This window comes from Aquabacterium sp. A7-Y, assembly GCF_026153205.1.
Taxonomy (GTDB): Bacteria; Pseudomonadota; Gammaproteobacteria; order Burkholderiales; family Burkholderiaceae_C; genus Caldimonas.
On record NZ_JAPFBW010000004.1, the window covers coordinates 217,138 to 236,567 of the forward strand.

Consider the following 19,430-nt stretch of genomic DNA (forward strand, 5'->3'; position numbering starts at 1 on the left):
TGTAGAGGCCGACGCTCCGCTCACGGCTTTTTCTTCTTCTCGCTTTCCCCAAGCAGGCGGCGGGTTTCCTTTTCGTGCGTGCGCACTTCCTCCAGGGTGATCTGCAGGTCTGCCATCTGCTGCTCCAGCTGCTCGCGGTGGGTGGCCAGCACGGTCAGGAACTTCTTGAGCTGCGGCATGGTGTCGCGGGGCGATTCGTACATGTCGACCAGCTCCTTGATTTCGGCCAGGCTCAGGCCCAGGCGCTTGCCGCGCAAGGTCAGCTTGAGCCGGGTGCGATCGCGCGCGGTATAGACGCGGTTGCGACCGCTGGGCCCCCTGCGCTCGGGGCTCAGCAGGCCGCAATCCTCGTAGAAGCGGATCGCTCGGGTGGTGAGGTCGAACTCCCGCGCCAGGTCGCTGATCGTGTACGTGGTGGCGGCCGGGACGGACGCCAAGGAGACAGCGGATGCAGCCATGGTTCTCTATACTGGATTGACGTTTACGTAAAGTGTAGCCAATGAACGCACTCGAACAACGCCTCCACTACCCGCTCGGCGACCAGCTGCCCGAGCCGGGGCACAGCCTCGAAGTCGCGCCCGGCGTTCGCTGGCTGCGCATGGGCCTGCCCTTCGCGCTGGACCACATCAACCTGTGGCTGCTGCGCGACCGCGCCGAAGGCCCGGATGGCCGGGCGGTCGAGGGCTGGACGGTGGTCGATTGCGGCATCACCAATGACGACACCCGCGCCGCCTGGGAGCGCGTGTTCGAGCACGAGCTGCAGGGCCTGCCGGTGTTGCGTGTCATCGTCACGCACATGCACCCGGACCACATCGGCCTGGCTCACTGGCTGACCGAGCGCTGGAACTGCCGGCTCTGGATCAGCGCGACCGACTACAACGGCGCGCGCATCGCGAGCCAAAGCACGACGGGTTACGGCGGCGAGGCGGCGGCCCGGTTTTTCGCCAGCCATGGCCTGACCGATCCGGACTCGGTCGAGAAGGTGCGCGCGCGCTCCAACTACTACGCCAACATGGTGCCGCAGGTGCCGACGCAGTACCGCCGCCTGATCGACGGGCTGGAGCTGTCCATCGGCGGTTTTGCCTGGCGCTGCATCGCGGGCTACGGCCATGCGCCCGAGCACATCTCGCTTTACAGCGAGTCGCTGGGCGTGATGATCTCCGGCGACATGCTGCTGCCGCGCATCTCGACCAACGTGAGCGTGTTCGACGTCGAGCCCGAGGGCAACCCGCTGCCGCTCTACCTGGCATCGATCGGGAAGCTGCGCGAGCTGAGCGACGAGGTGCTGGTGCTGCCCTCGCACGGCCGGCCCTTCCGCGGCGTCCACGAGCGGGTCGACCAGCTGCTGGCCCACCACGAGGAGCGCCTCGCCGAGGTGCGGGCCGCCTGCGGCGAGGCGCCCTGCTCCGCCGCCGACCTGCTGCCGGTGATGTTCAAGCGCAAGCTCGACCTGCACCAGACCACCTTCGCGATCGGCGAGGCGATCGCCCACCTGCACATGCTGTGGCTGGACGGGAAGCTGAGGCGCGTGACCGGGGCGGACGGCGTGCATCGTTTCGTGCTGGCCTGAGCCCCTCGTTGACCGTCCGTCGGCGCCGAGTAGCGGCTGCCGGCCTTGACATTGATGTGAGCGCCCATTGACGCCAGAATGTGACTTCCATCACACAACATGACGGGAGGAACACCATGGGCACACTCGCATGGCCGCTGGAGCGCAACCACATCCGGCGCGATATCCGAAACAATTCGTTTGGGTATGTGCGGGAGGGAGGCCAAAAAGCGCACCAAGGATGGGACCTGGCGGCGACGCTTGGCACCCCCTGCTATGCGATTGCGGACGGGGTCATAGAGTCGAGAGCGACACACGCCGAGTTCGGCAAACACATCCTGCTTAGGTTTGAGCATGGAGGTCAGACGCTGTACGCGGCCTATTGCCATTTGAGCTTCATGCTTGTCGAACGGACTGAGCCAGTCCAGCGAGGTCAACGCATCGGCTATACCGGCGACACCGGCAATGCGCGCTCGCCACATGGCGAAGACCAGCATCTTCATTTCGAGATACGCACCGTTCCACACCCCGGCAGAGGTCTGGGCGGCCGGATCGACCCGGCCACCTTGTACGGTCGCGCCCCCATAGGCTGGACCTTCTTCGAAGGCCATGGACAGAAAGTGCCCACGTCGGGAGCGACGGGTCTGAAGATCCGCGGCGTCAACGTCCGGGAGCGCATTGAATGAAGTCGCCGGCTTTCGCCCTCGTGTTCGGGCTGTTGTCGACGCTTGCGGCGGCAGATGACGATTGGTCGATCAGGGCCGAGAAGGAAGCCCAGGCCCTGGTCGGCGTCGAGTACACCTCTCGCTTCCCCGGGGATCGCATTGCGCCCCCCTTGTCGTGCACGACGGACGGCGGCGGAAGCATCGAGATCCGTGGGCGCCGGCGCGAACCATGGTGGTACACCCAAGCCCGCTGTCAGGGTCGAGCGGTCGTCATGCTGGAGCGCCAGGTCGGCAGGGTCGACCGCCATGCCACCATGCAGATTGCAGACACCCTGCTCCTGCCCCGCTTCGAAGTCGAGTGGGACCCCACGAACCCCGACGCCCTGTACCTGTACGCCAACGGCAGCTGTGAGTTGAACGGCCGCACGGACACCAGCTTTTTCGCCCTGATACGCTGGGGCCAACGCGAACGCATCGACGCCCGCACCGGCGTCGAGCGGGCCTGGACCTTCGACCTGAAGCGCGGCCGCATCGTACCGCTGTCGACCCAGCACATCGTTTGCTATCGACAGGATCCCTGATGGGGCAAGCGGGCCGCGCAGCTTTCAGTGCCGCGCCTGCCTCCCGCTGTACATGTCCCGCGCCACCGCGACGAAGGCCTCGGCCGCTGGCGACAGCTTCGCCATGTCCCGCACGGCCAGCCCCACCCGGCGCGGCGCCCGCGGCGTGAGCGGCCGGTAGACCACCCCCGGGTGCTCGTCGGGCAGGGCCAGCCGGGCTGCCGCCGACACTGCCAGCCCACGCGCGACGAAACCGAGGATCGAGAGCAGCTGCGGAAAGCGGTAGAGGATGCGCGGTCGCGCGCCCCCCGCGTCGAGCAAACCCTGGATCAGTTCGGCACATCCGGCCTCCGTCAAGATGAAGGGTTGGTCGTCGAGGTCGGCCGGCACCAGGGCCCGCTTGGCCGCCAGCGGGTGCGCCTCCGGCAGCAGCACCACGAACTCGTCCTCCACCAGCGGCAGCGTCTCGAATCGCTCGTCGGGCAGCACCACAAAACCGATCTCGACACGCCGCTCGGTGAGCCAGCGCACCACCGTCTCGTCGCCGGCCTCGTCGATGTAGACCTCGATGCCCGGATGCAGCGCCCGGTAGCGCGCCAGCAGGTCGGGCAGGATGCGCAGGCTGGACGTGAAGCCGAAGGAGCCGATGCGCAACACGCCCTCGCGCAGCCCGCGCGCGTCCTTCGCGTCCTGCACCAGCGCTTCGTGCAAGGTGCGGATCTCGTGGGCCCGCGCCAGCAGGCGCCGGCCGGCCGCCGTGAGCTCGGGCAGCGCCCGGTCGCGCGAGAACAAGCTCACCCCGAGTTCACGCTCCAGCGCGCGCAGCGCATGACTCACGGCCGACTGCGTGATGCCCAGCAGGGTGGCGGCGCGCGAAAAGCTGCCGGCCTGGGCCAGCGTGGCGAAAACTTCGAGTTGGGTAAAGGTCATGGCGTGGCGGCAAAAGAAGCAGCGTCAGCGTGAGCTCGATGAGCAATCGCTCATTTCACTATGAAGCGCGACAAGCATAAACTCATCCACATCCTCCGTCACCCAGGCCCCTCCCGGCTCCCCGCGCACTGCGCCCCGGAGATCGGCACCCGACATCCAGACCCAGCGAGTCCGAAAGGCTTCTTCCATGAGCGCTGTCCTGCCCGCCAGCCCCACCCCGGGCACCTCGTCCCTGTGGTCGCTTTACGCGCGCCTGCTCTGCGTGCCGGTCATCTGGGGCGGCACCTTCATCGCCGGTCGCGTGATCGCCCTGCAGGTGCCGCCGGCCACCGGCTCGGTGTTGCGTTACCTGGTCGCCTGCGTCGCGCTGCTGCTGGCCGCCTGGTGGCTGGAGGGCGGGCTGCCGCGGCTGAGCCGCCGCCAGCTCTTCGTGACCTTCGCGCTGGGCGCCTCCGGCATCTTCGCCTACAACCTGTTTTTCCTCGGTGCGCTGGCGCGCCTGCCAGCCAGCCGCACCTCGCTGATCATCGCGCTCAACCCGGCGGTGACCATCGCGCTGGCCTCGCTGCTGCTGCATGAGCGCCTCAATGCACGCCGCTGGTTCGGCGTCGTGCTGGCACTGGCCGGGGTCTGGATCGTGATCTCGCGCGGCGACCTCACCGCCGCGCTGGGTCAGGCCGTGGGCCTGGGCGAGGTCCTGATGTTCGGCGGGGTCTGCAGTTGGGCCGCCTACACGCTGATCGGGCGCGTGGCGCTCAAGGGCCTGACACCGCTGGCAGCGACCACCTGTGCCTCGCTGTGGGGCTGCGCGCTGCTGGCCGGCGTCGCGGCCTTCGAGTTGCCCGGGCTGGAGCCGGCGATGTTCAATGCCGAGGTGGGCCTGGCGGCGCTCTACCTGGGCGTCTGCGGCACCGCGCTGGCCTTCGTCTGGTACTCCCAGGGCGTGCAGCGCATCGGCGCGGCCCGCACCGTGGTGTTCAACAACCTCGTGCCGGTGTCCGGCGCGGCGCTGGGCTTTCTGCTGCTGGGCGAACCCCTGCTGCCCAGCATGCTGGTCGGTGGTGCCGTGGCCGTCACCGGCGTGATGCTCGCGTCGCGGCCCTGAGGCGCCTCCGGGCGGAGCCGGTGGCGACGCGGGCCGGCCCGCGCTCAGTCCAGCACCGGCAGCACGGTTTCCTTCAGCGTGCCGCGCACCTGCTGGTAGTCGGGCATCACCGAGCGCACCACGTCCCAGAAGCGCGGGCTGTGGTTCATCTCGCGCAGGTGGGCGAGTTCGTGCGCCACCACGTAGTCGATGGTGGGCAGGGCGAAGTGGATCAGGCGCCAGTTGAGCCGGATCGAGCCGTCCGCGGAGGCGCTGCCCCAGCGCGTCTGCGCCGAGGACAAGGCCAGGCGCTCGTAACGCACACCCAGCCGTTCGGCGAAATGCCGGCAGCGCTCTTCGAAGACGGCGCGCGCCTGGCGTTGCAGCCAGCTCTGCACCAGGTCGCGGATCTGCGCGGCGCCGGCCTGCTGAGGCAGGCCCACATGCAGCATCAGGCGCGGCACGCCGGGCAGCGCCGTGGCGTCGGTATTGAGGACGGCGCCGCTGACACGCGGGTCGAGTACCACGGTCAGCGTCTCGCCCAGGAAAGGCAGGCTGGTGCCGTCGCGCCATTCGACCCGCGCCTGCTGCAGCCGCTGGTTGCGCTCGCCCTGCTCGGCCAGCTTGCGCAGGATCCAGCCGGCCTTGTCCTGCAGCGCCGACTCGATCTCGGCCACCGCCACCCAGCGCGGGGCGCTGACGCTCAGGCCCTCGGTGCTGACGATAAAACCGATGGAACGCCGCTTCGCCCGCCTGAAGTCGTAGGCCACGCGTTGGCCGTCGAGCACGATCTCGCGCACCGCCCGGGGATGGTGGAAGATCGCAGGGCCCGTCGCCCCGGCCGGAGCCGGCGCGACGGGCGCGGGCGGCGCAGCAACACCACCCTCTGCCGTCGTGGCAGGTGGCGGCGCCTCGACGGCGGCGTCCGGCCCGCCGGGCCCGAAAGGCAGGGCCAGCTGGGGCGAGGCGAGGTCGGAGGCCCGGCTTCGCGTCATGGCGACAGGGCTGGCCTCAGCGGCCCGAGCCCAGCCCGGCCGGCGCGGCCGAGCCCGGCGAAGCGGCATAGGCCTCGGCATCCAGGCGCCGCATTTCGGCCTCGATCCAGGCCTCGACCTCGCGCATCACCTCGTCGGCGTCACGGCCGGCCGTCGGGATGGGCGAGCCGATCGAGACCTCGACCAGGCCGGGGCGCTTGATGAAGGCGTTGCGCGGCCAGCAGCGCGCCGAGGTGACCGCGATCGGCACCACCGGTGCGCCGGTCGCCACCGCCAGGCGGCTGCCGCCGGCCTTGTAGGGTCCCTGGCCGCCACGCGGCGTGCGGGTGCCTTCGGGAAACATGATGACCCAGTTGCCCTGCTCCATGAAACGGCGGCCCTGCTCGGCCACCTTGTTCCAGGCCTCGGTGCGTTTGCTGCGGTCGATGTGGACCATGTCCAGCCGCGCGATCGCCCAGCCGAAAAACGGGATGTACAACAGCTCGCGCTTGAACACATAGCTCAGCGGCCGCGGCATCAGGCAGGGATAGGCGAAGGTCTCCCAGGTCGACTGGTGCTTGGACAGCAGGATGGCGGGGCCGTCCGGCAGTCGCTCCATGCCCCGCACGCGCCAGCGGATGCCGCAGATCCAGCGCGCGCCGAGGATCGCGACGCGCAGCCAGCCGACGCACATCCAGTACAGCGGCGCGCCGCGCAGGAAGATCGAGACCACCAGCACCGCCAGGGCCCAGGGCATCACCGTCACGGCCAGCCACAGGGCATACAGCAGCGAACGCAGGAAGGACAACACGATCATCGGACGGAGGCTCCGGAGGCCAGGGCAGAAGGGTCGGCACGGTGGCTCAGCAGCGTGTCGGCGAAGGCGGCGAGGTCGGCGTGCACCAGGGTGCCCGGTACCTGGCGGACGATCTCGGCGAGGCCGCGGGCGTCGAGCCGGGCCCCCTTGCCGGTCTGCACCAGGTGCGGCTCGCAGCCGGCAGTGGCACCGGCCTGCAGGTCGCGCAGGCTGTCGCCGACCACCGGCACGCCGCGCAGGTCCACCTGGTAGCGCGCCGCGATCTGGTGGAACAGCCCGGGCAGCGGCTTGCGGCAGTCACAGCCGTCGGCCGGGCCGTGCGGACAGAAAAACACCGCGTCGATGCGCCCGCCATGCTGCGCCAGCAAGGCGTTCATCTTGGCGTGCATGGCGTCCAGGGTGGCGACATCGAAGAGGCCGCGGGCCAGACCCGACTGGTTGGTGGCGACGACCAGCTGCCATCCGGCGCGGTAGAGCCTCGCGCAGGCTTCGAGGGCGCCGGGAATGGGCCGCCACTCATCGGGCGACTTGACGAAATCGTCACGGTCCTCGTTGAGGGTGCCGTCACGGTCGAGAATGATCAGTTTCATCGGAATGAGGGAAGGATGTCGCCGTAGCTGGGGCCGCCCGGGTCGCGCTCGCCGCGCGCCGCCTGGCGGCGTTGCACCAGGTATTCGGCGAAGGCACTCAGGTCGTCGTGCACGATGCTGCCGGGCACCTGCTCGGCCAAGGCGCGGGCCTCCTCGTCGCTGAGGTAGCCGCTGCGCCCGGTGCGCAGCAGGTGGGGCTCGCAGCCGGCCGCACGGGCCGCCTGCAGGTCGCGCACCGTGTCGCCGGCCACCGCCACCTGATCCAGGCTGACGCCGAAGCGCTCGCCGATCTTCAGCAACAGACCCGGCGCGGGCTTGCGGCAGTCGCAGCCTTCGGCGGCGGTATGAGGGCAGATGAAGATGGCGTCCACCCGGGCGCCATGGCGAGCCAGCATCTCGTTCATGTGGTGGTGCACGGCATTGAGGCTCGCCATGTCGAGCAGGCCGGTGCCCAGCCCCGGCTGGTTGGTCGCCAGCACGACGTGCCAGCCGGCCTGGTTGAGCCGCGCCACCGCCTCCAGCGCCCCGGGCAGGGGCTCCCACTCGGCGGGCGAGGCGACGTGTTCTTCGCGGAAACGGTTGACGATGCCATCGCGGCCCAGCACCACCAGCTTCATCGCACGTTCCACGGCAGGACTCCTCAGGCGGCCAGCTTGGAGAGGTCTGCGACGCGGTTCATCGCCGCATGCAGGGTGGCAAGCAGGCCGAGTCGGTTGGCGCGCAGCGCGGCGTCCTCGGCATTGACCATCACGGCGTCGAAAAAGGCGTCCACCGGCACCTTGAGCGCCGCCAGCGCCTGCAAGGAAGCAGCGTAGTCGCCGCGCTCGAAGGCTGCATCGGACACCGGACGAGCGGCGACCAGCGCGTCGTGCAGGGCCCGCTCGGGGGCCTCGACCAGCAAGGCCGTATCGACCTGGGGCACCATCAGGCCTTCGGCCTTCTTGAGGATGTTGCCGACCCGCTTGTTGGCCGCCGCCAGGCTCTCGGCCTCGGGCAAGGAGGCGAAGGCGCGCACCGCCTGCAGCCGCCGCGGCACCTCGGCCAGGTGCGGCGGACGCAGGGCCAGCACCGCGTCGACTTCCTGGGCGCTGTAGCCCTGCTCGCGCAGGCCGCTGCTGAGGCGGTCGTAGATGAAATCGCCGAGCGGCGCGAGCGGCGCGTTCAGGAGTGCGCCGAAGGGCTCGGCAGCCAGTTTCAGCAAGGCCTCGACCGACAGCGGCAGCTGTTTTTCGCTGAGCATGCGGATCACGCCCAGGGCGTGGCGGCGCAGCGCGAAGGGGTCCTTGTCGCCGGTGGGCACCTGGCCGATGCCGAACAGGCCCACCAAGGTCTCGAGCTTGTCCGCCAGCGCCACCACCACGCCGAGCAGGTGGCGCGGCAGCTGGTCGCCGGCGAAGCGGGGCTTGTAGTGATCCTCGATGGCCGCGGCCACCTCGCCATCCAGGCCGTCGTGGCGCGCGTAGTAGCCGCCCATCACGCCCTGCAGCTCGGGGAATTCGCCGACCATGTCGGTCAGCAGGTCGGCCTTGGCCAGCATCGCGGCCTGGTCGGCGCGCGCGGCCAGCACCTCGCCGCCGAGCAGCGCACCGATCGCGCGGGCGATCGCGCGCACGCGCTCGACGCGCTCGCCCTGGCTGCCCAGCTTGCCGTGGTAGACCACCCGCGCCAGGCCCGGTACACGCGACTCCAGCGTTTTCTTGCGGTCCTGGTCGAAAAAGAACTTGGCGTCGGCCAGCCGCGGGCGCACCACCCGCTCGTTGCCACCCACCACCGCCGAGGGATCCTCGGGCCGGATGTTGCTGACCAGCAGGAAGCGGTGGGTCAGGCGGCCCTCGGCGTCCAGCAGCGGGAAGTACTTCTGGTTGGCCTTCATCGTCAGGATCAGGCACTCCTGCGGCACCTCGAGGAACTCGGCCTCGAACTGCCCGACCAGCACCTTGGGCCGCTCGACCAGGGCCGTCACCTCGTCGAGCAGGGCCTCGTCGTCGATCGGCCGCACGCCGCCGCCGAGCTGGGCAGCAGCGGCCTGCAGCTGGCGCACGATCTCGGCACGGCGCGCGGCAAAGCCGGCGATCACTGCACCCTCGGCCTCGAGCTGCTCCGCATAGCTGTCGGCATCGCGCAGCACCACCGGGCTCTGCAGCGCCTCGAAACGGTGGCCTTCGGTGTTGCGGCCGGCCTGCAGACCCAGCACGCCGACCGGCACGATGTCGGCGCCGTGCAGCGCGACCAACCCGTGGGCCGGGCGCACGAAATCGACGCTGGTCCAGCCGTCGGCCAGCTGGTAGCTCATGACCTTGGGAATGGGCAGTTTGCCGAGCGCTTCCTCCAGCGCCTTCTGCAGCCCCTCGGCCAGGGTCGCGCCCTGCACCACGCTGTCGTGGAACAGGGCTTCCGCCTTGCCGTCCATCGCGCGTTTGAGCTGCGGCACCACGGTCGCGTCCAGGCCCAGGGCGCCGAGCTTCTTGAGCAGGGCCGGGGTGGGCTGGCCGCTCGCGTCCAGGGCCACGCTCACCGGCATCAGCTTCTGCTGCACGGCGCGGTCGGGGGCCTGGGCCAGCACGCCGCTCAAGTGAGCGGCCAGGCGGCGCGGCGAGGCATAGGGGGTGACGGCACTGTCGGCGCCGGCGAGACCCTGGGCCTTGAGGCTGTCGGCGAGTGCGGCGGCGAAGCTTTCGCCCAGCTTCTTGAGGGCCTTGGGCGGGAGCTCTTCGACGAACAGCTCGACCAGCAGGTTCTCTTTTTTGCTCTGTGTGTTGCTCATGTTCAAGCTGCCTTCTTTGCCGGCAGTTGTGCCACCCACTCGCGCGGCGCCATGGGAAAGCCAAGCCGCTCGCGGCTCTCGTAATAGCTCTGCGCGACGCTGCGCGCCAGGTTGCGGATGCGGCCGATGTAGGCTGCGCGCTCCGTCACGCTGATCGCGCCACGGGCATCGAGCAGATTGAAAGTGTGTGCCGCCTTCAGCACCTGTTCATAGGCGGGCAGCGCGAGTTGCTGCTCCATCAGGTGTTTGGCCTGCTTCTCGTGCGCGCCGAAGGCGCCCAGCAGGAAATCGACGTCGCTGTGCTCGAAGTTGTAGGTCGACTGCTCGACCTCGTTCTGGTGGTAGACGTCGCCGTAGCTCAGCCCTTCTGTCCAGGTCAGGTCGTAGACCCGCTCGACGCCCTGCAGGTACATCGCCAGCCGCTCCAGGCCGTAGGTGATCTCGCCGGTCAGGGGCCGGCAGTCGATGCCGCCGACCTGCTGGAAGTAGGTGAACTGGGTCACTTCCATGCCGTTGAGCCAGACCTCCCAGCCCAGGCCCCAGGCGCCCAAGGTCGGGTTTTCCCAGTCGTCCTCGACGAAACGGATGTCGTTTTTCTTCAGGTCGAAGCCCAGCGCCTCCAGCGAACCGAGGTAGAGCTCCAGGATGTTGGCCGGCGCCGGCTTGAGCACCACCTGGTACTGGTAGTAGTGCTGCAGCCGGTTGGGGTTCTCGCCGTAGCGGCCATCCTTCGGGCGGCGGCTGGGCTGCACATAGGCCGCGCGCCAGGGCTCGGGGCCGATCGCGCGCAGAAAGGTCGCAGTGTGGCTGGTGCCAGCGCCCACTTCCATGTCGTAAGGCTGCAGCAGGGCGCAGCCTTGCGCGGCCCAGTACTCCTGCAGGCGCAGGATGATTTGCTGGAAGGTCAGCATCTTGTGTGATGAGGTGAGTCGCCGGACAAGCTGGCGGAACACCGGCTGCCCCCTGGCCGCCGGCTAAACGCTTGATTCTATTTGGGAAGCGCTGCCCGGGCAGTCGCCGCACCGACTTTCAGCGGGAGCGCCGCCGCAATCCGGCAGCCGCCAGCAGCACCGCGACCGCCAGCGCGAGCAGCGGCCACAGCCCGGCGACCGAGGCCCAGCGAGCGAAGGGCGTCAGGCCGCTGCGCCCCTGTACCGGCGCGCTCAGCACGCCGCGGGTGAAAGGCGGCAGCTGCTGGGTGACGCGGCCGTTGTGGTCGATCAGCGCGGTGGCGCCGGTGTTGGTGGCGCGCACCATCGGCAGCTGGAACTCCAGGGTCCGCATGCGCGAGATCTGCAAGTGCTGGTAGACCGCCACGGTGTCGCCGAACCAGCCGATGTTGCTGATGTTCGCGAACAGCGTCGGCGCGCGGGCCGGATCGGCGAAACGAGCCGCCAGTTCCTCGCCGAACAGATCCTCGTAGCAGATGTTGGGCGCCACCCGCTCGCCGTGCACCTCGAAGGACGGCGCGTTCAGCGGCCCGCGGTCGAAGTCGCCGAGCGGCATGTGCATCATGTCGACGAACCAGCGGAAGCCGGTGGGAATGAACTCGCCGAAGGGCACCAGATGGTGCTTGTCGTAGCGGTAGCCGGCGCCGCCGGGGGCCAGCCCGACCGCGGAGTTGGTGTAGCCCTCGGTGAAGTCGCCCAGCGGCTGGCCGATCAAGGCCGCCGTCCCGCCCTGGCGGAAACGCGCGGCCAGTCCGTCCCAGTAGCCCGCGGGCAGTTGGCCCGGCAGCAGCGGGATGGCCGTCTCGGGCGTGATCACGAGGTCGCCGCCGGCCGCCTCCAGCTCGTCGGCATACCACTGCAGCACCTGCGGCAGCAGGGTCGCGGAGAATTTCTCGTCCTGCGGCACATTGCCCTGCAACAGCGTGACCGCCAGGCTGCGTGTCGGGGTCGTGAAGCTGTCGCTCACCAGGGACGCCACCACACACAGCCCGAGCGCCGTCAGCAGCGGCGCCCAGCCATGCGCGCGCCGCCCGCCGCGGCCGGCCAGGCGGGCCGCCGACGCGCCCAGCCAGGCGGCGACGAAACCGATGCCGTAGACCCCGACCCACGGCGCCAGCGGCGCCAGCGGCCCGTCGACGTGGGCATAGCCCGAGGCCACCCACGGGAAACCCGTGAAGATCACGCCGCGCGCCAGTTCGGCCAGCAACCAGACGGCGGCGAACAGCAAGGCTTTCCAGAGCCGGGTGCGGGCCGCCAGGCGCACATACGCTGCCATCGCCAGGCCGAGGTAGAGCGACAGGAAGGCGCCCAGCAGCAGCACGGCCGCGCCGGCCAGCCAGGCCGGCAGGCCGCCGTAGCGGTGCATGCTGATGAACAGCCACCAGGTGCCCCCGACCAGCCAGGCGGTGCCGAAGACCCAGCCGAGCAGCGCGGCCCGGCCCGCCCGCCGGCAGGCCCGCACCCGCCAGGCCAGCAGTGCAACCGCCAGCAGCTGCAGCCACCACAGCGCGGTGTCGCTGAAGGACCAGGCGTGCAGGCCGCCGGCGCCCGCCGCGACCAGCAGCGCGATCCAGAAGGGCATCAGTGGTCTGCCGCCACGGCCGGCGCCTCGGCGCGCGTGACCTTGAACCAGCGCACCGCGCCGGCGCGAGTGAACATCACCGCGAAACGCAGCCCGCCGATCTGGGCCACCTCGCCGCGGCGCGGCACATGGCCGAGCTCGTGCGAGATCAAGCCGCCGATGGTGTCGAAGACATCCTCGGGCAGCTCGGCGGCGAAAAAGGCGTTGACGGCTTCGATATTGGCGTCTCCGGCGACGCGGTGGCTGCCGTCGGCCAGCGTGTAGATGCCCGTGGGCGCGTCGTCGTCGTCGAATTCATCCTCGATCTCGCCGACGATCTCCTCCAGCACATCCTCGATCGTGATCAGTCCGGCGGTCTTGCCAAACTCGTCGATCACGATGGCCAGGTGGTTGCGGTTGGAGCGGAAATCGCGCAGCAGCTCGTTGAGTCGCTTGGATTCGGGCACGAAAACTGCTGGGCGCAGCAGGGTCCGCAGGTTCAATTCCGGCGCCCGCTGCAGCTTCAGCAGGTCCTTGGCCATCAGGATCCCGATGATGTTGTCGCGCTGGTCTTCGTAGACCGGAAAGCGCGAATGGGCCGTGTCAATCACGATGGCCAGCAGTTCCTCGTAGGGAGCGTCGATGTCCAGCAGGTCCATGCGGGGCGCGGCGACCATGACGTCGCCGGCCGTCATGTCGGCCATGCGCAGCACACCTTCGAGCATCAAGCGGGATTCCGGCTCGATCAGTTCACGGTCCTCGGCCTCGGCCAGGGTTTCGATCAGCTCGTCTTTGGAGTCGGGGCCGGGAGAAATGAACTCGACCAGGCGTTCGAAGAGGGTTCGCTTGTCACTCGATCGGGACAGCGAACGACTCGGGTGCGGTTCGGACACAAGCATGCGTCGGAGTTGGGGAGCAGCAAGGATACCCCAGCCCCGCCCCCCGTTCCAGCCGACGGCGCCGCGGGCGGCGTCGCGCCTCGCTACACTCTCCGCTTCTTCGCGTCGCCGCCGCACCCGCGCGGCCGCCGCCCCAAACCGGGGCGACAGCCGCCCCCCGCCGGCCGCTCCTCTCTGATCACAAGGGTGTCCCCATGTCACAAGGCCTCATTCCCGCCACCATCCTCACCGGCTTCCTGGGCAGCGGCAAGACGACGCTGCTCAAGCGGGTACTGACCGAAGCTCACGGACAGAAGATCGCCGTGATCGAAAACGAGTTCGGCGAGGAAAACATCGACAACGACATCCTCGTCTCCGACACCCGCGAGCAGATCATCCAGATGAACAACGGCTGCATCTGCTGCACCATCCGCGAGGACCTGCGCGCCACCCTGACCGACCTGGCGGCCAAGAAACGCAAGGGCGAGCTGGACTTCGACCGCGTCGTGATCGAGACCACCGGCCTGGCCGACCCCGGCCCGGTGGCCCAGACCTTTTTCATGGACGACGAGATCGCCGAGCAGTTCCTGCTCGACTCCATCCTGACCCTGGTGGACGCGAAGCACGGCCAGCAGCAGCTCGACGACCGGCTGGAGGCGCGCCGCCAGATCGGCTTCGCCGACCAGATCTTCATCAGCAAGACCGACCTGGTGGACGAGGCCGCCGCCGACGACCTGGCGCACCGCATCAAGCACATGAACCCGCGCGCGCCGCAGCGTCGGGTGCATTTCGGCGAGGTGCCGCTGTCGGAGGTGTTCGACCTGCGTGGCTTCAATCTCAACGCCAAGCTCGAGATCGACCCGGACTTCCTGAAGGCCGACGACGAGCACGAGCACCACCATCACGACCATGATCACGACCACGAGCATGGCGAGCACTGCGACCACCCGCACCACCACCACCATGACGACGATGTGAAATCTTTCGTGTTTCGCTCCGAGCGGCCCTTCCAGCCGGCCAAGCTGGAGGACTTCCTCGGCACCATCGTCAACATCTATGGCCCGCGCCTGCTGCGCTACAAGGGTGTTCTTTATATGGTGGGCACCGACCGCAAGGTGATTTTCCAAGGTGTGCACCAACTGATGGGCAGCGACCTGGGACCGAAGTGGGCCGAAGGCGAGACCAAGACGAACAAGATGGTTTTTATCGGCATCGACCTGCCGCGCGACATCTTCCTGCAAGGCCTGGAGCAGTGCCTGGCGGACTGAGAGGGGCACAAGAGTGACGAACGGTCACACCACCCTGGGGAAAACGCCAGCGCTTCTTCTTGTGGGATCGCTACAATCCGCGGCGCCCTTGGGTGCCCTGGCAGCGCTCAAGTTCCTCGTCGCACCTAGCCGATTCTGACGAGAGCAGGTATATAACTGCCCCTGCGAGGAGACGGAAAGTGAGCAAGACCCCGGCCCAGCGAAACAGCAGCAGCAAGCCCGCCGCCAAGACAGAGCCCCTGAGGGCCGGCGGCGACGCGTTGGCGCCCGCGCCCAAGGCCCCTGCCAAGGCCGGCGAGCGAGGCGCTGCTGCCGTGAAGGCGCCGAAAGCGTCCGCTGCACCGGCCCAGGAACCCGACGAAAGCGAAAGCATCGCCTTGAGCACCGCCCCGGCAAAGTCCAAGACCGCCGCCCGCAAGGCCGCGGCTGAAGCCAAGGCGAGCCCGGCAGTCGGCAGCGAGGCGTCGGCCGCGGCCGACGCGCTTTCGTCAGCGCCTGCCCACGCCGGGCGCGCCACCTCCCCCACCCCCATGTCCAAATCATCTGCTACCGCGGTTCTCGATCAGCCCCGCCCCACCATGCCTCAAGCCGACCCCAAACTCGCCAACGCCTGGAAAACCAAGTCCGGGCGCGACCTGACTGACGCCGAGGTGCTCGCCATGCCGGAAGCGGAGTACATGAGCGACAAGCAGCTCGAGTTCTTCCGCACCAAGCTCGAGGCCCTGAAGGAGGACCTCCTGAGCAATGCCGGCGAAACCACCGAGCACCTGCGCGAGGACACCACCATCGTGCCCGATCCGGCCGACCGCGCGACCATCGAGGAAGAACACGCGCTCGAACTGCGCACCCGCGATCGTGAGCGCAAGCTGCTCAAGAAGATCTCCCAGGCGCTGGCCCGCATCGACGCCGGCGACTACGGCTTCTGCGACGAGACCGGCGAACCGATCGGCCTGGGCCGGCTGATCGCGCGCCCCACCGCTACACTGTCCCTCGAAGCTCAACAACGGCGTGAGCTCAAGCAAAAGCTGTTCGGAGACTGATCTCTCCCGCGAGCCATGTCGGACCCCAAAGACAAAGACAACCCGAGTTTTCTGCGCAAGGTGGTGAGGTTCGTCGCGAACCCCACCACCGATTGGTCCGACCTCAGCACCAACAGCACCGAATCGCGCGAGAGCGAGTACGCCAAGTCCGAGCTCAAGGCGATGATCGAGCGCAAGCGGCGCAACGATTTCGTGCGCAAGCGCGAGTTCGACATGCTGCGCAAGGTGCGCCGCGAAGGCCTGACCGAGGCCACCGTCGGCTACCTGGAAGCCACCTCCAACCTGGACGAGAACGACCGCGACCTGGCGGCCCGCTCCGACATCGGCGTCGTCAAGGCCAAGATCGACGAGATCGAGCAGCAGATGGTCGGCGAATCCATCGGCATGCGCCGCTCGCCGTCCTTCTACAACGCGCCAACGCAGCCGGCCCCGCTGCCTGAGCTGCTGAGCCAGCCGGCCACCGTCACCGCGCCGCTGGCCGGGCCACCGCCGGCCGTGGCGGCCCCGGCGCCGGTCGCGCCACTGCCGCCCGCGCCCCAGCCGGCCCAGCCGCCGGCGCCGCCCGCGCACACGCCCATCCCGGTGCTGGGCGCCAATCTGGCGGCCTTCGGAGAGGAGTTCGCGGTCGAGGTCAACGAGGTCGCGCATGACCCGGAACTCGACGAGGCGGTGATCGCCTTCGCGAATGCCGACTTCACGTCCTGCGAACAGTCGCTCTCGGAGCTCATCCAGGCCGGCGCCAGCCGGGCCCAGCACGGCGAGACCTGGATGGTGCTGTTCGACCTCTACCGGGCCACCGCCCAGCAGGCCAAGTTCGAAAGCCTGGCACTGGACTATGTGCACCAGTTCGGCTGGTCGGCGCCGCAGTGGTTCTCGCTGCCGCGCATGGTCGCCGAGGCGGCCGCCGAAGAAGCGCCGCCGACCATCTCGTCGAAGCTGGAAGGCCAGATCGGCTGGGTCTGCCCCGAGTTGCTGGACGTCGACGCGGTCGCCCAGCTGCGCTCGCAGACCCTGCAGATGCCGCTGCCCTGGGTGCTGGACTGGGCCCCGCTGCAGTCCATCGATGCCGAAGCCGCCGCCCGGCTCAGCGAGGTCTTCCGGGGCTGGGCCAAGGACAACCTGGAAATGCGCTGGCTGGCGGGCGACCGCCTGATCCAGGTGCTGCAGGACGCCGCGCCGACCGGCGTCAAGGACGCAGATCCGGCGCTGTGGCTGCTGCGGCTGGACGCGCTGCGCCTGGCGAACCGGCCCGACCAGTTCGACGAGGTCGCGATCGACTACTGCGTCACCTATGAAGTGTCGCCGCCGTCCTGGGAGGCGGCACGCTGCCAGGTCAAGATCGGCGGCGCCACCGGAGCGCTCAACACCTCCTCGGCGCCGCTGTCGGTGGTCAGTGATGTGTCGACCAGCTTCGTCGAGTCCCAGATCATGGACGACCCGGGTGTCATCGAGGTCGCGTCCCTGGAGCTCTCGGGCCAGCTGGTCGGCGACATCTCCGAGACGCTGAAGGTGCTGGACCAGGGCCTGGGCAAGGCGGCGATCGTCAAGGTCGCCTGCACCCGCCTGATCCGCGTCGACTTCATTGCCGCCGGGGACCTGCTCAACTGGGTGCTCAACCGCCGTGGCGAAAACCGCGCGATCCAGTTCGAGGAAACACACCGGCTGGTCGCGCTGTTTTTCGGCGCCATGGGCATCACCGAGCATGCCCGGGTCAAGGTGCGCAACATCTGAGCGGTGCGCTGCCGCCGCGCGGCAGCGCCGGCGGCGCGCTCGCTTGAACGGTCGCAAGCCGTCCCCACATCCAGTTGTCGCCGCCTCGGCGCGGCGCGTGCATGCATCCTCGTGCACCCTGCACTAGACTCACCCGGATCACCCATGGAACCCTATCACGGCACCACCATCGTCAGCGTGCGCCGCGGCAACACTGTCGCCATCGGCGGCGACGGCCAGGTCACGCTCGGCAACATCGTCGTCAAGGCTTCAGCCCGCAAGGTGCGCAAGCTCTACCGTGAGCAGGTGTTGGCCGGCTTCGCCGGCGCCACCGCCGACGCCTTCACGCTGTTCGAGCGTTTCGAAGCCAAGCTGGAGAAACACCAGGGCCACCTCACGCGCGCCGCCATCGAGCTGACCAAGGACTGGCGCACCGACCGGGTGCTGCGCCGCCTGGAGGCGATGCTCGCGGTGGCCGATAAGGACACCTCCCTGATCATCACCGGCAACGGCGACGTGCTGGAGCCCGAATACGGCATCGTTGCCATCGGCTCGGGAGGCGCCTATGCGCAGGCCGCGGCACGCGCCCTGCTCGAACACACCGAGCTGGCACCGCGCGACGTGGTGAAGCGGTCGCTGGAGATCGCCGGCGACCTCTGCATCTATACCAACCAGCATCACACCATCGAGTCGCTGGGCTGATGCCCGCCCGGCCCTCGATCTTGCCCAGACTACGCAGAAAGACATCCCGATGAGCGCGATGACCCCGCAGGAGATCGTCTCGGAACTGGACCGCCACATCATCGGCCAGTCGCATGCCAAGCGCGCGGTCGCGATCGCGCTGCGCAACCGCTGGCGGCGCCAGCAGGTGGACGAGAAGCTGCGTCCCGAGATCACCCCCAAGAACATCCTCATGATCGGCCCGACCGGGGTCGGCAAGACCGAGATCGCCCGGCGCCTGGCCAAGCTGGCCGACGCGCCCTTCATCAAGGTCGAGGCGACCAAGTTCACCGAGGTCGGTTATGTCGGCAAGGACGTCGACTCCATCGTGCGCGACCTGGTGGACATGGCCGTCAAGCAGACCCGCGAGTCCGAGATGCGCAAGGTGCGCACCCGGGCCGAGGACGCCGCCGAGGAGCGCGTGCTCGATGCCCTGGTGCCGCCGCCGCGCGGCGACTTCGGCCTGACACCCACACCGGCGAACGACAACACCGCCCGCCAGACCATGCGCAAGCGCCTGCGCGAGGGTCTGATGGACGACAAGGAAATCGAGATCGACATCGCCGACGTCAAGCCCTCGCTCGAAATCATGGGCCCGCCGGGCATGGAAGAGATGACCGAGCAGCTGCGCGGCATGTTCGCCAACCTCGGCAACGGCAAGCGCAAGACCCGCAAGCTCAAGATCGCCGAAGCGATGAAGCTGCTGGTCGACGAGGAAGCGGCCAAGCTGCTCAACGAGGACGAGGTCAAGACCCAGGCCCTGGCCAATGCCGAGCAGAACGGCATCGTCTTCATCGACGAGATCGACAAGGTCACCTCGCGCTCCGAGGGCAGCGGTGCCGAGGTCTCGCGTCAGGGCGTGCAGCGCGACCTGCTGCCGCTGGTCGAGGGCACGACGGTGAACACCAAATACGGCATGGTCAAGACCGACCACATCCTGTTCATCGCCTCGGGCGCTTTCCACTTGAGCAAGCCGAGCGACCTGATCCCGGAACTGCAGGGGCGCTTCCCGATCCGCGTCGAGCTGGGTTCGCTGTCGGTGGACGACTTCGAGGCCATCCTGACCCAGACGCACGCCAACCTGACCCGCCAGTACCAGGCCCTGCTGGCGACCGAAGGCGTGGACCTGCAGTTCACGCCGGAGGGCATACGCCGGCTGGCGCAGATCGCCTACGAGGTCAACGAGCGCACCGAGAACATCGGCGCGCGCCGGCTGTCCACCGTGATGGAGCGCCTGCTCGACGAGGTGTCTTTCGACGCCACACGGCTGAGCGGCCAGACGGTCACGGTCGACGCGCCCTATGTCGAGAGCAAGCTGGCCGAGCTGTCCAAGAACGAGGACCTGTCCCGTTACATCCTCTGAGCGCGCG

At 68.7% G+C, this 19,430-nt stretch carries 19 protein-coding genes; 9 read left to right on the forward strand and 10 right to left on the reverse strand.

Annotated elements, in window-relative coordinates; genetic code table 11:
- Window positions 1–20: 20 nt before the first annotated feature.
- The gene (locus tag OOT46_RS05210; RefSeq protein WP_265402521.1) at window positions 21–458 is read right to left on the reverse strand and encodes a MerR family transcriptional regulator; all 438 of its coding nucleotides are present in this window, start codon (window positions 456–458) and stop codon (window positions 21–23) included.
- A gap of 41 nt (window positions 459–499) precedes the next feature.
- Between OOT46_RS05210 and OOT46_RS05215 the strand changes: the two genes are divergently transcribed.
- The 3 genes from OOT46_RS05215 to OOT46_RS05225 all read left to right on the forward strand — a co-directional run bounded on the left by OOT46_RS05215 (window position 500) and on the right by OOT46_RS05225 (window position 2,795).
- Complete coding sequence (locus OOT46_RS05215) at window positions 500–1,570, forward strand: MBL fold metallo-hydrolase (RefSeq protein WP_265402522.1); 1,071 nt, start codon at window positions 500–502, stop codon at window positions 1,568–1,570.
- A 116-nt stretch (window positions 1,571–1,686) separates the two neighbouring features.
- Window positions 1,687–2,235 (forward strand): M23 family metallopeptidase, encoded by a 549-nt coding sequence (locus tag OOT46_RS05220; protein WP_265402523.1) that lies wholly within the window; start codon window positions 1,687–1,689, stop codon window positions 2,233–2,235.
- Entirely contained in the window at window positions 2,232–2,795 is a 564-nt protein-coding gene (locus OOT46_RS05225) for a hypothetical protein (RefSeq protein WP_265402524.1), read from the forward strand. Before OOT46_RS05220 ends, OOT46_RS05225 begins: the two co-directional genes overlap by 4 nt.
- 24 nt (window positions 2,796–2,819) lie before the next feature.
- Here OOT46_RS05225 and OOT46_RS05230 read toward each other — a convergent pair whose 3' ends face one another.
- A complete protein-coding gene (locus tag OOT46_RS05230; RefSeq protein ID WP_265402525.1) occupies window positions 2,820–3,704 on the reverse strand; it encodes a LysR family transcriptional regulator in 885 nt (294 codons plus the stop codon).
- A 187-nt stretch (window positions 3,705–3,891) separates the two neighbouring features.
- Here OOT46_RS05230 and OOT46_RS05235 point away from each other — a divergent pair, with 187 nt between their 5' ends.
- Entirely contained in the window at window positions 3,892–4,809 is a 918-nt protein-coding gene (locus tag OOT46_RS05235) for a DMT family transporter (protein WP_265402526.1), read from the forward strand.
- 44 nt (window positions 4,810–4,853) lie between these two features.
- Here the strand turns inward: OOT46_RS05235 and OOT46_RS05240 are convergent, their stop codons facing one another.
- From OOT46_RS05240 to OOT46_RS05275, 8 genes are all read right to left on the reverse strand, one after another.
- Window positions 4,854–5,783 carry a M48 family metallopeptidase gene (locus tag OOT46_RS05240; RefSeq protein ID WP_265402527.1) on the reverse strand — a complete coding sequence of 310 codons (930 nt, stop codon included), beginning with the start codon at window positions 5,781–5,783 and terminating at the stop codon, window positions 4,854–4,856.
- Between the two features lie 16 nt (window positions 5,784–5,799).
- Entirely contained in the window at window positions 5,800–6,570 is a 771-nt protein-coding gene (locus tag OOT46_RS05245; protein WP_265402566.1) for a lysophospholipid acyltransferase family protein, read from the reverse strand.
- Window positions 6,571–6,575: 5 nt separating this feature from the next.
- Window positions 6,576–7,169 (reverse strand): D-glycero-beta-D-manno-heptose 1,7-bisphosphate 7-phosphatase, encoded by a 594-nt coding sequence (gene gmhB / locus OOT46_RS05250; RefSeq protein ID WP_265402528.1) that lies wholly within the window; start codon window positions 7,167–7,169, stop codon window positions 6,576–6,578.
- The gene (gene gmhB / locus OOT46_RS05255) at window positions 7,166–7,786 is read right to left on the reverse strand and encodes a D-glycero-beta-D-manno-heptose 1,7-bisphosphate 7-phosphatase (protein ID WP_265402567.1); all 621 of its coding nucleotides are present in this window, start codon (window positions 7,784–7,786) and stop codon (window positions 7,166–7,168) included. The genes gmhB (OOT46_RS05250) and gmhB (OOT46_RS05255) overlap by 4 nt, the downstream gene beginning before the upstream one ends.
- Before the next feature lie 23 nt (window positions 7,787–7,809).
- A complete protein-coding gene (glyS, locus tag OOT46_RS05260; protein ID WP_265402529.1) occupies window positions 7,810–9,933 on the reverse strand; it encodes a glycine--tRNA ligase subunit beta in 2,124 nt (707 codons plus the stop codon).
- 2 nt (window positions 9,934–9,935) lie between these two features.
- Window positions 9,936–10,844: a glycine--tRNA ligase subunit alpha gene (glyQ, locus tag OOT46_RS05265; protein WP_265402530.1), complete on the reverse strand. Its 909-nt coding sequence runs from the start codon at window positions 10,842–10,844 to the stop codon at window positions 9,936–9,938.
- Between the two features lie 118 nt (window positions 10,845–10,962).
- Entirely contained in the window at window positions 10,963–12,465 is a 1,503-nt protein-coding gene (lnt, locus tag OOT46_RS05270; RefSeq protein WP_265402531.1) for an apolipoprotein N-acyltransferase, read from the reverse strand.
- Window positions 12,465–13,343, reverse strand: a complete 879-nt coding sequence (locus tag OOT46_RS05275) for an HlyC/CorC family transporter (RefSeq protein WP_265402532.1) — start codon at window positions 13,341–13,343, stop codon at window positions 12,465–12,467. The genes lnt and OOT46_RS05275 overlap by 1 nt, the downstream gene beginning before the upstream one ends.
- A gap of 194 nt (window positions 13,344–13,537) precedes the next feature.
- Between OOT46_RS05275 and OOT46_RS05280 the strand changes: the two genes are divergently transcribed.
- The 5 genes from OOT46_RS05280 to hslU all read left to right on the forward strand — a co-directional run bounded on the left by OOT46_RS05280 (window position 13,538) and on the right by hslU (window position 19,423).
- Entirely contained in the window at window positions 13,538–14,590 is a 1,053-nt protein-coding gene (locus OOT46_RS05280; protein ID WP_265402533.1) for a CobW family GTP-binding protein, read from the forward strand.
- Window positions 14,591–14,769: 179 nt separating this feature from the next.
- Window positions 14,770–15,630 (forward strand): RNA polymerase-binding protein DksA, encoded by an 861-nt coding sequence (gene dksA / locus OOT46_RS05285; RefSeq protein WP_265402534.1) that lies wholly within the window; start codon window positions 14,770–14,772, stop codon window positions 15,628–15,630.
- A gap of 15 nt (window positions 15,631–15,645) precedes the next feature.
- Window positions 15,646–17,361, forward strand: a complete 1,716-nt coding sequence (locus OOT46_RS05290; RefSeq protein WP_265402535.1) for a hypothetical protein — start codon at window positions 15,646–15,648, stop codon at window positions 17,359–17,361.
- Between the two features lie 144 nt (window positions 17,362–17,505).
- The gene (gene hslV, locus OOT46_RS05295; RefSeq protein WP_265402536.1) at window positions 17,506–18,042 is read left to right on the forward strand and encodes an ATP-dependent protease subunit HslV; all 537 of its coding nucleotides are present in this window, start codon (window positions 17,506–17,508) and stop codon (window positions 18,040–18,042) included.
- A gap of 49 nt (window positions 18,043–18,091) precedes the next feature.
- Window positions 18,092–19,423: an ATP-dependent protease ATPase subunit HslU gene (gene hslU / locus OOT46_RS05300; RefSeq protein ID WP_265402537.1), complete on the forward strand. Its 1,332-nt coding sequence runs from the start codon at window positions 18,092–18,094 to the stop codon at window positions 19,421–19,423.
- Window positions 19,424–19,430 lie beyond the last annotated feature (7 nt).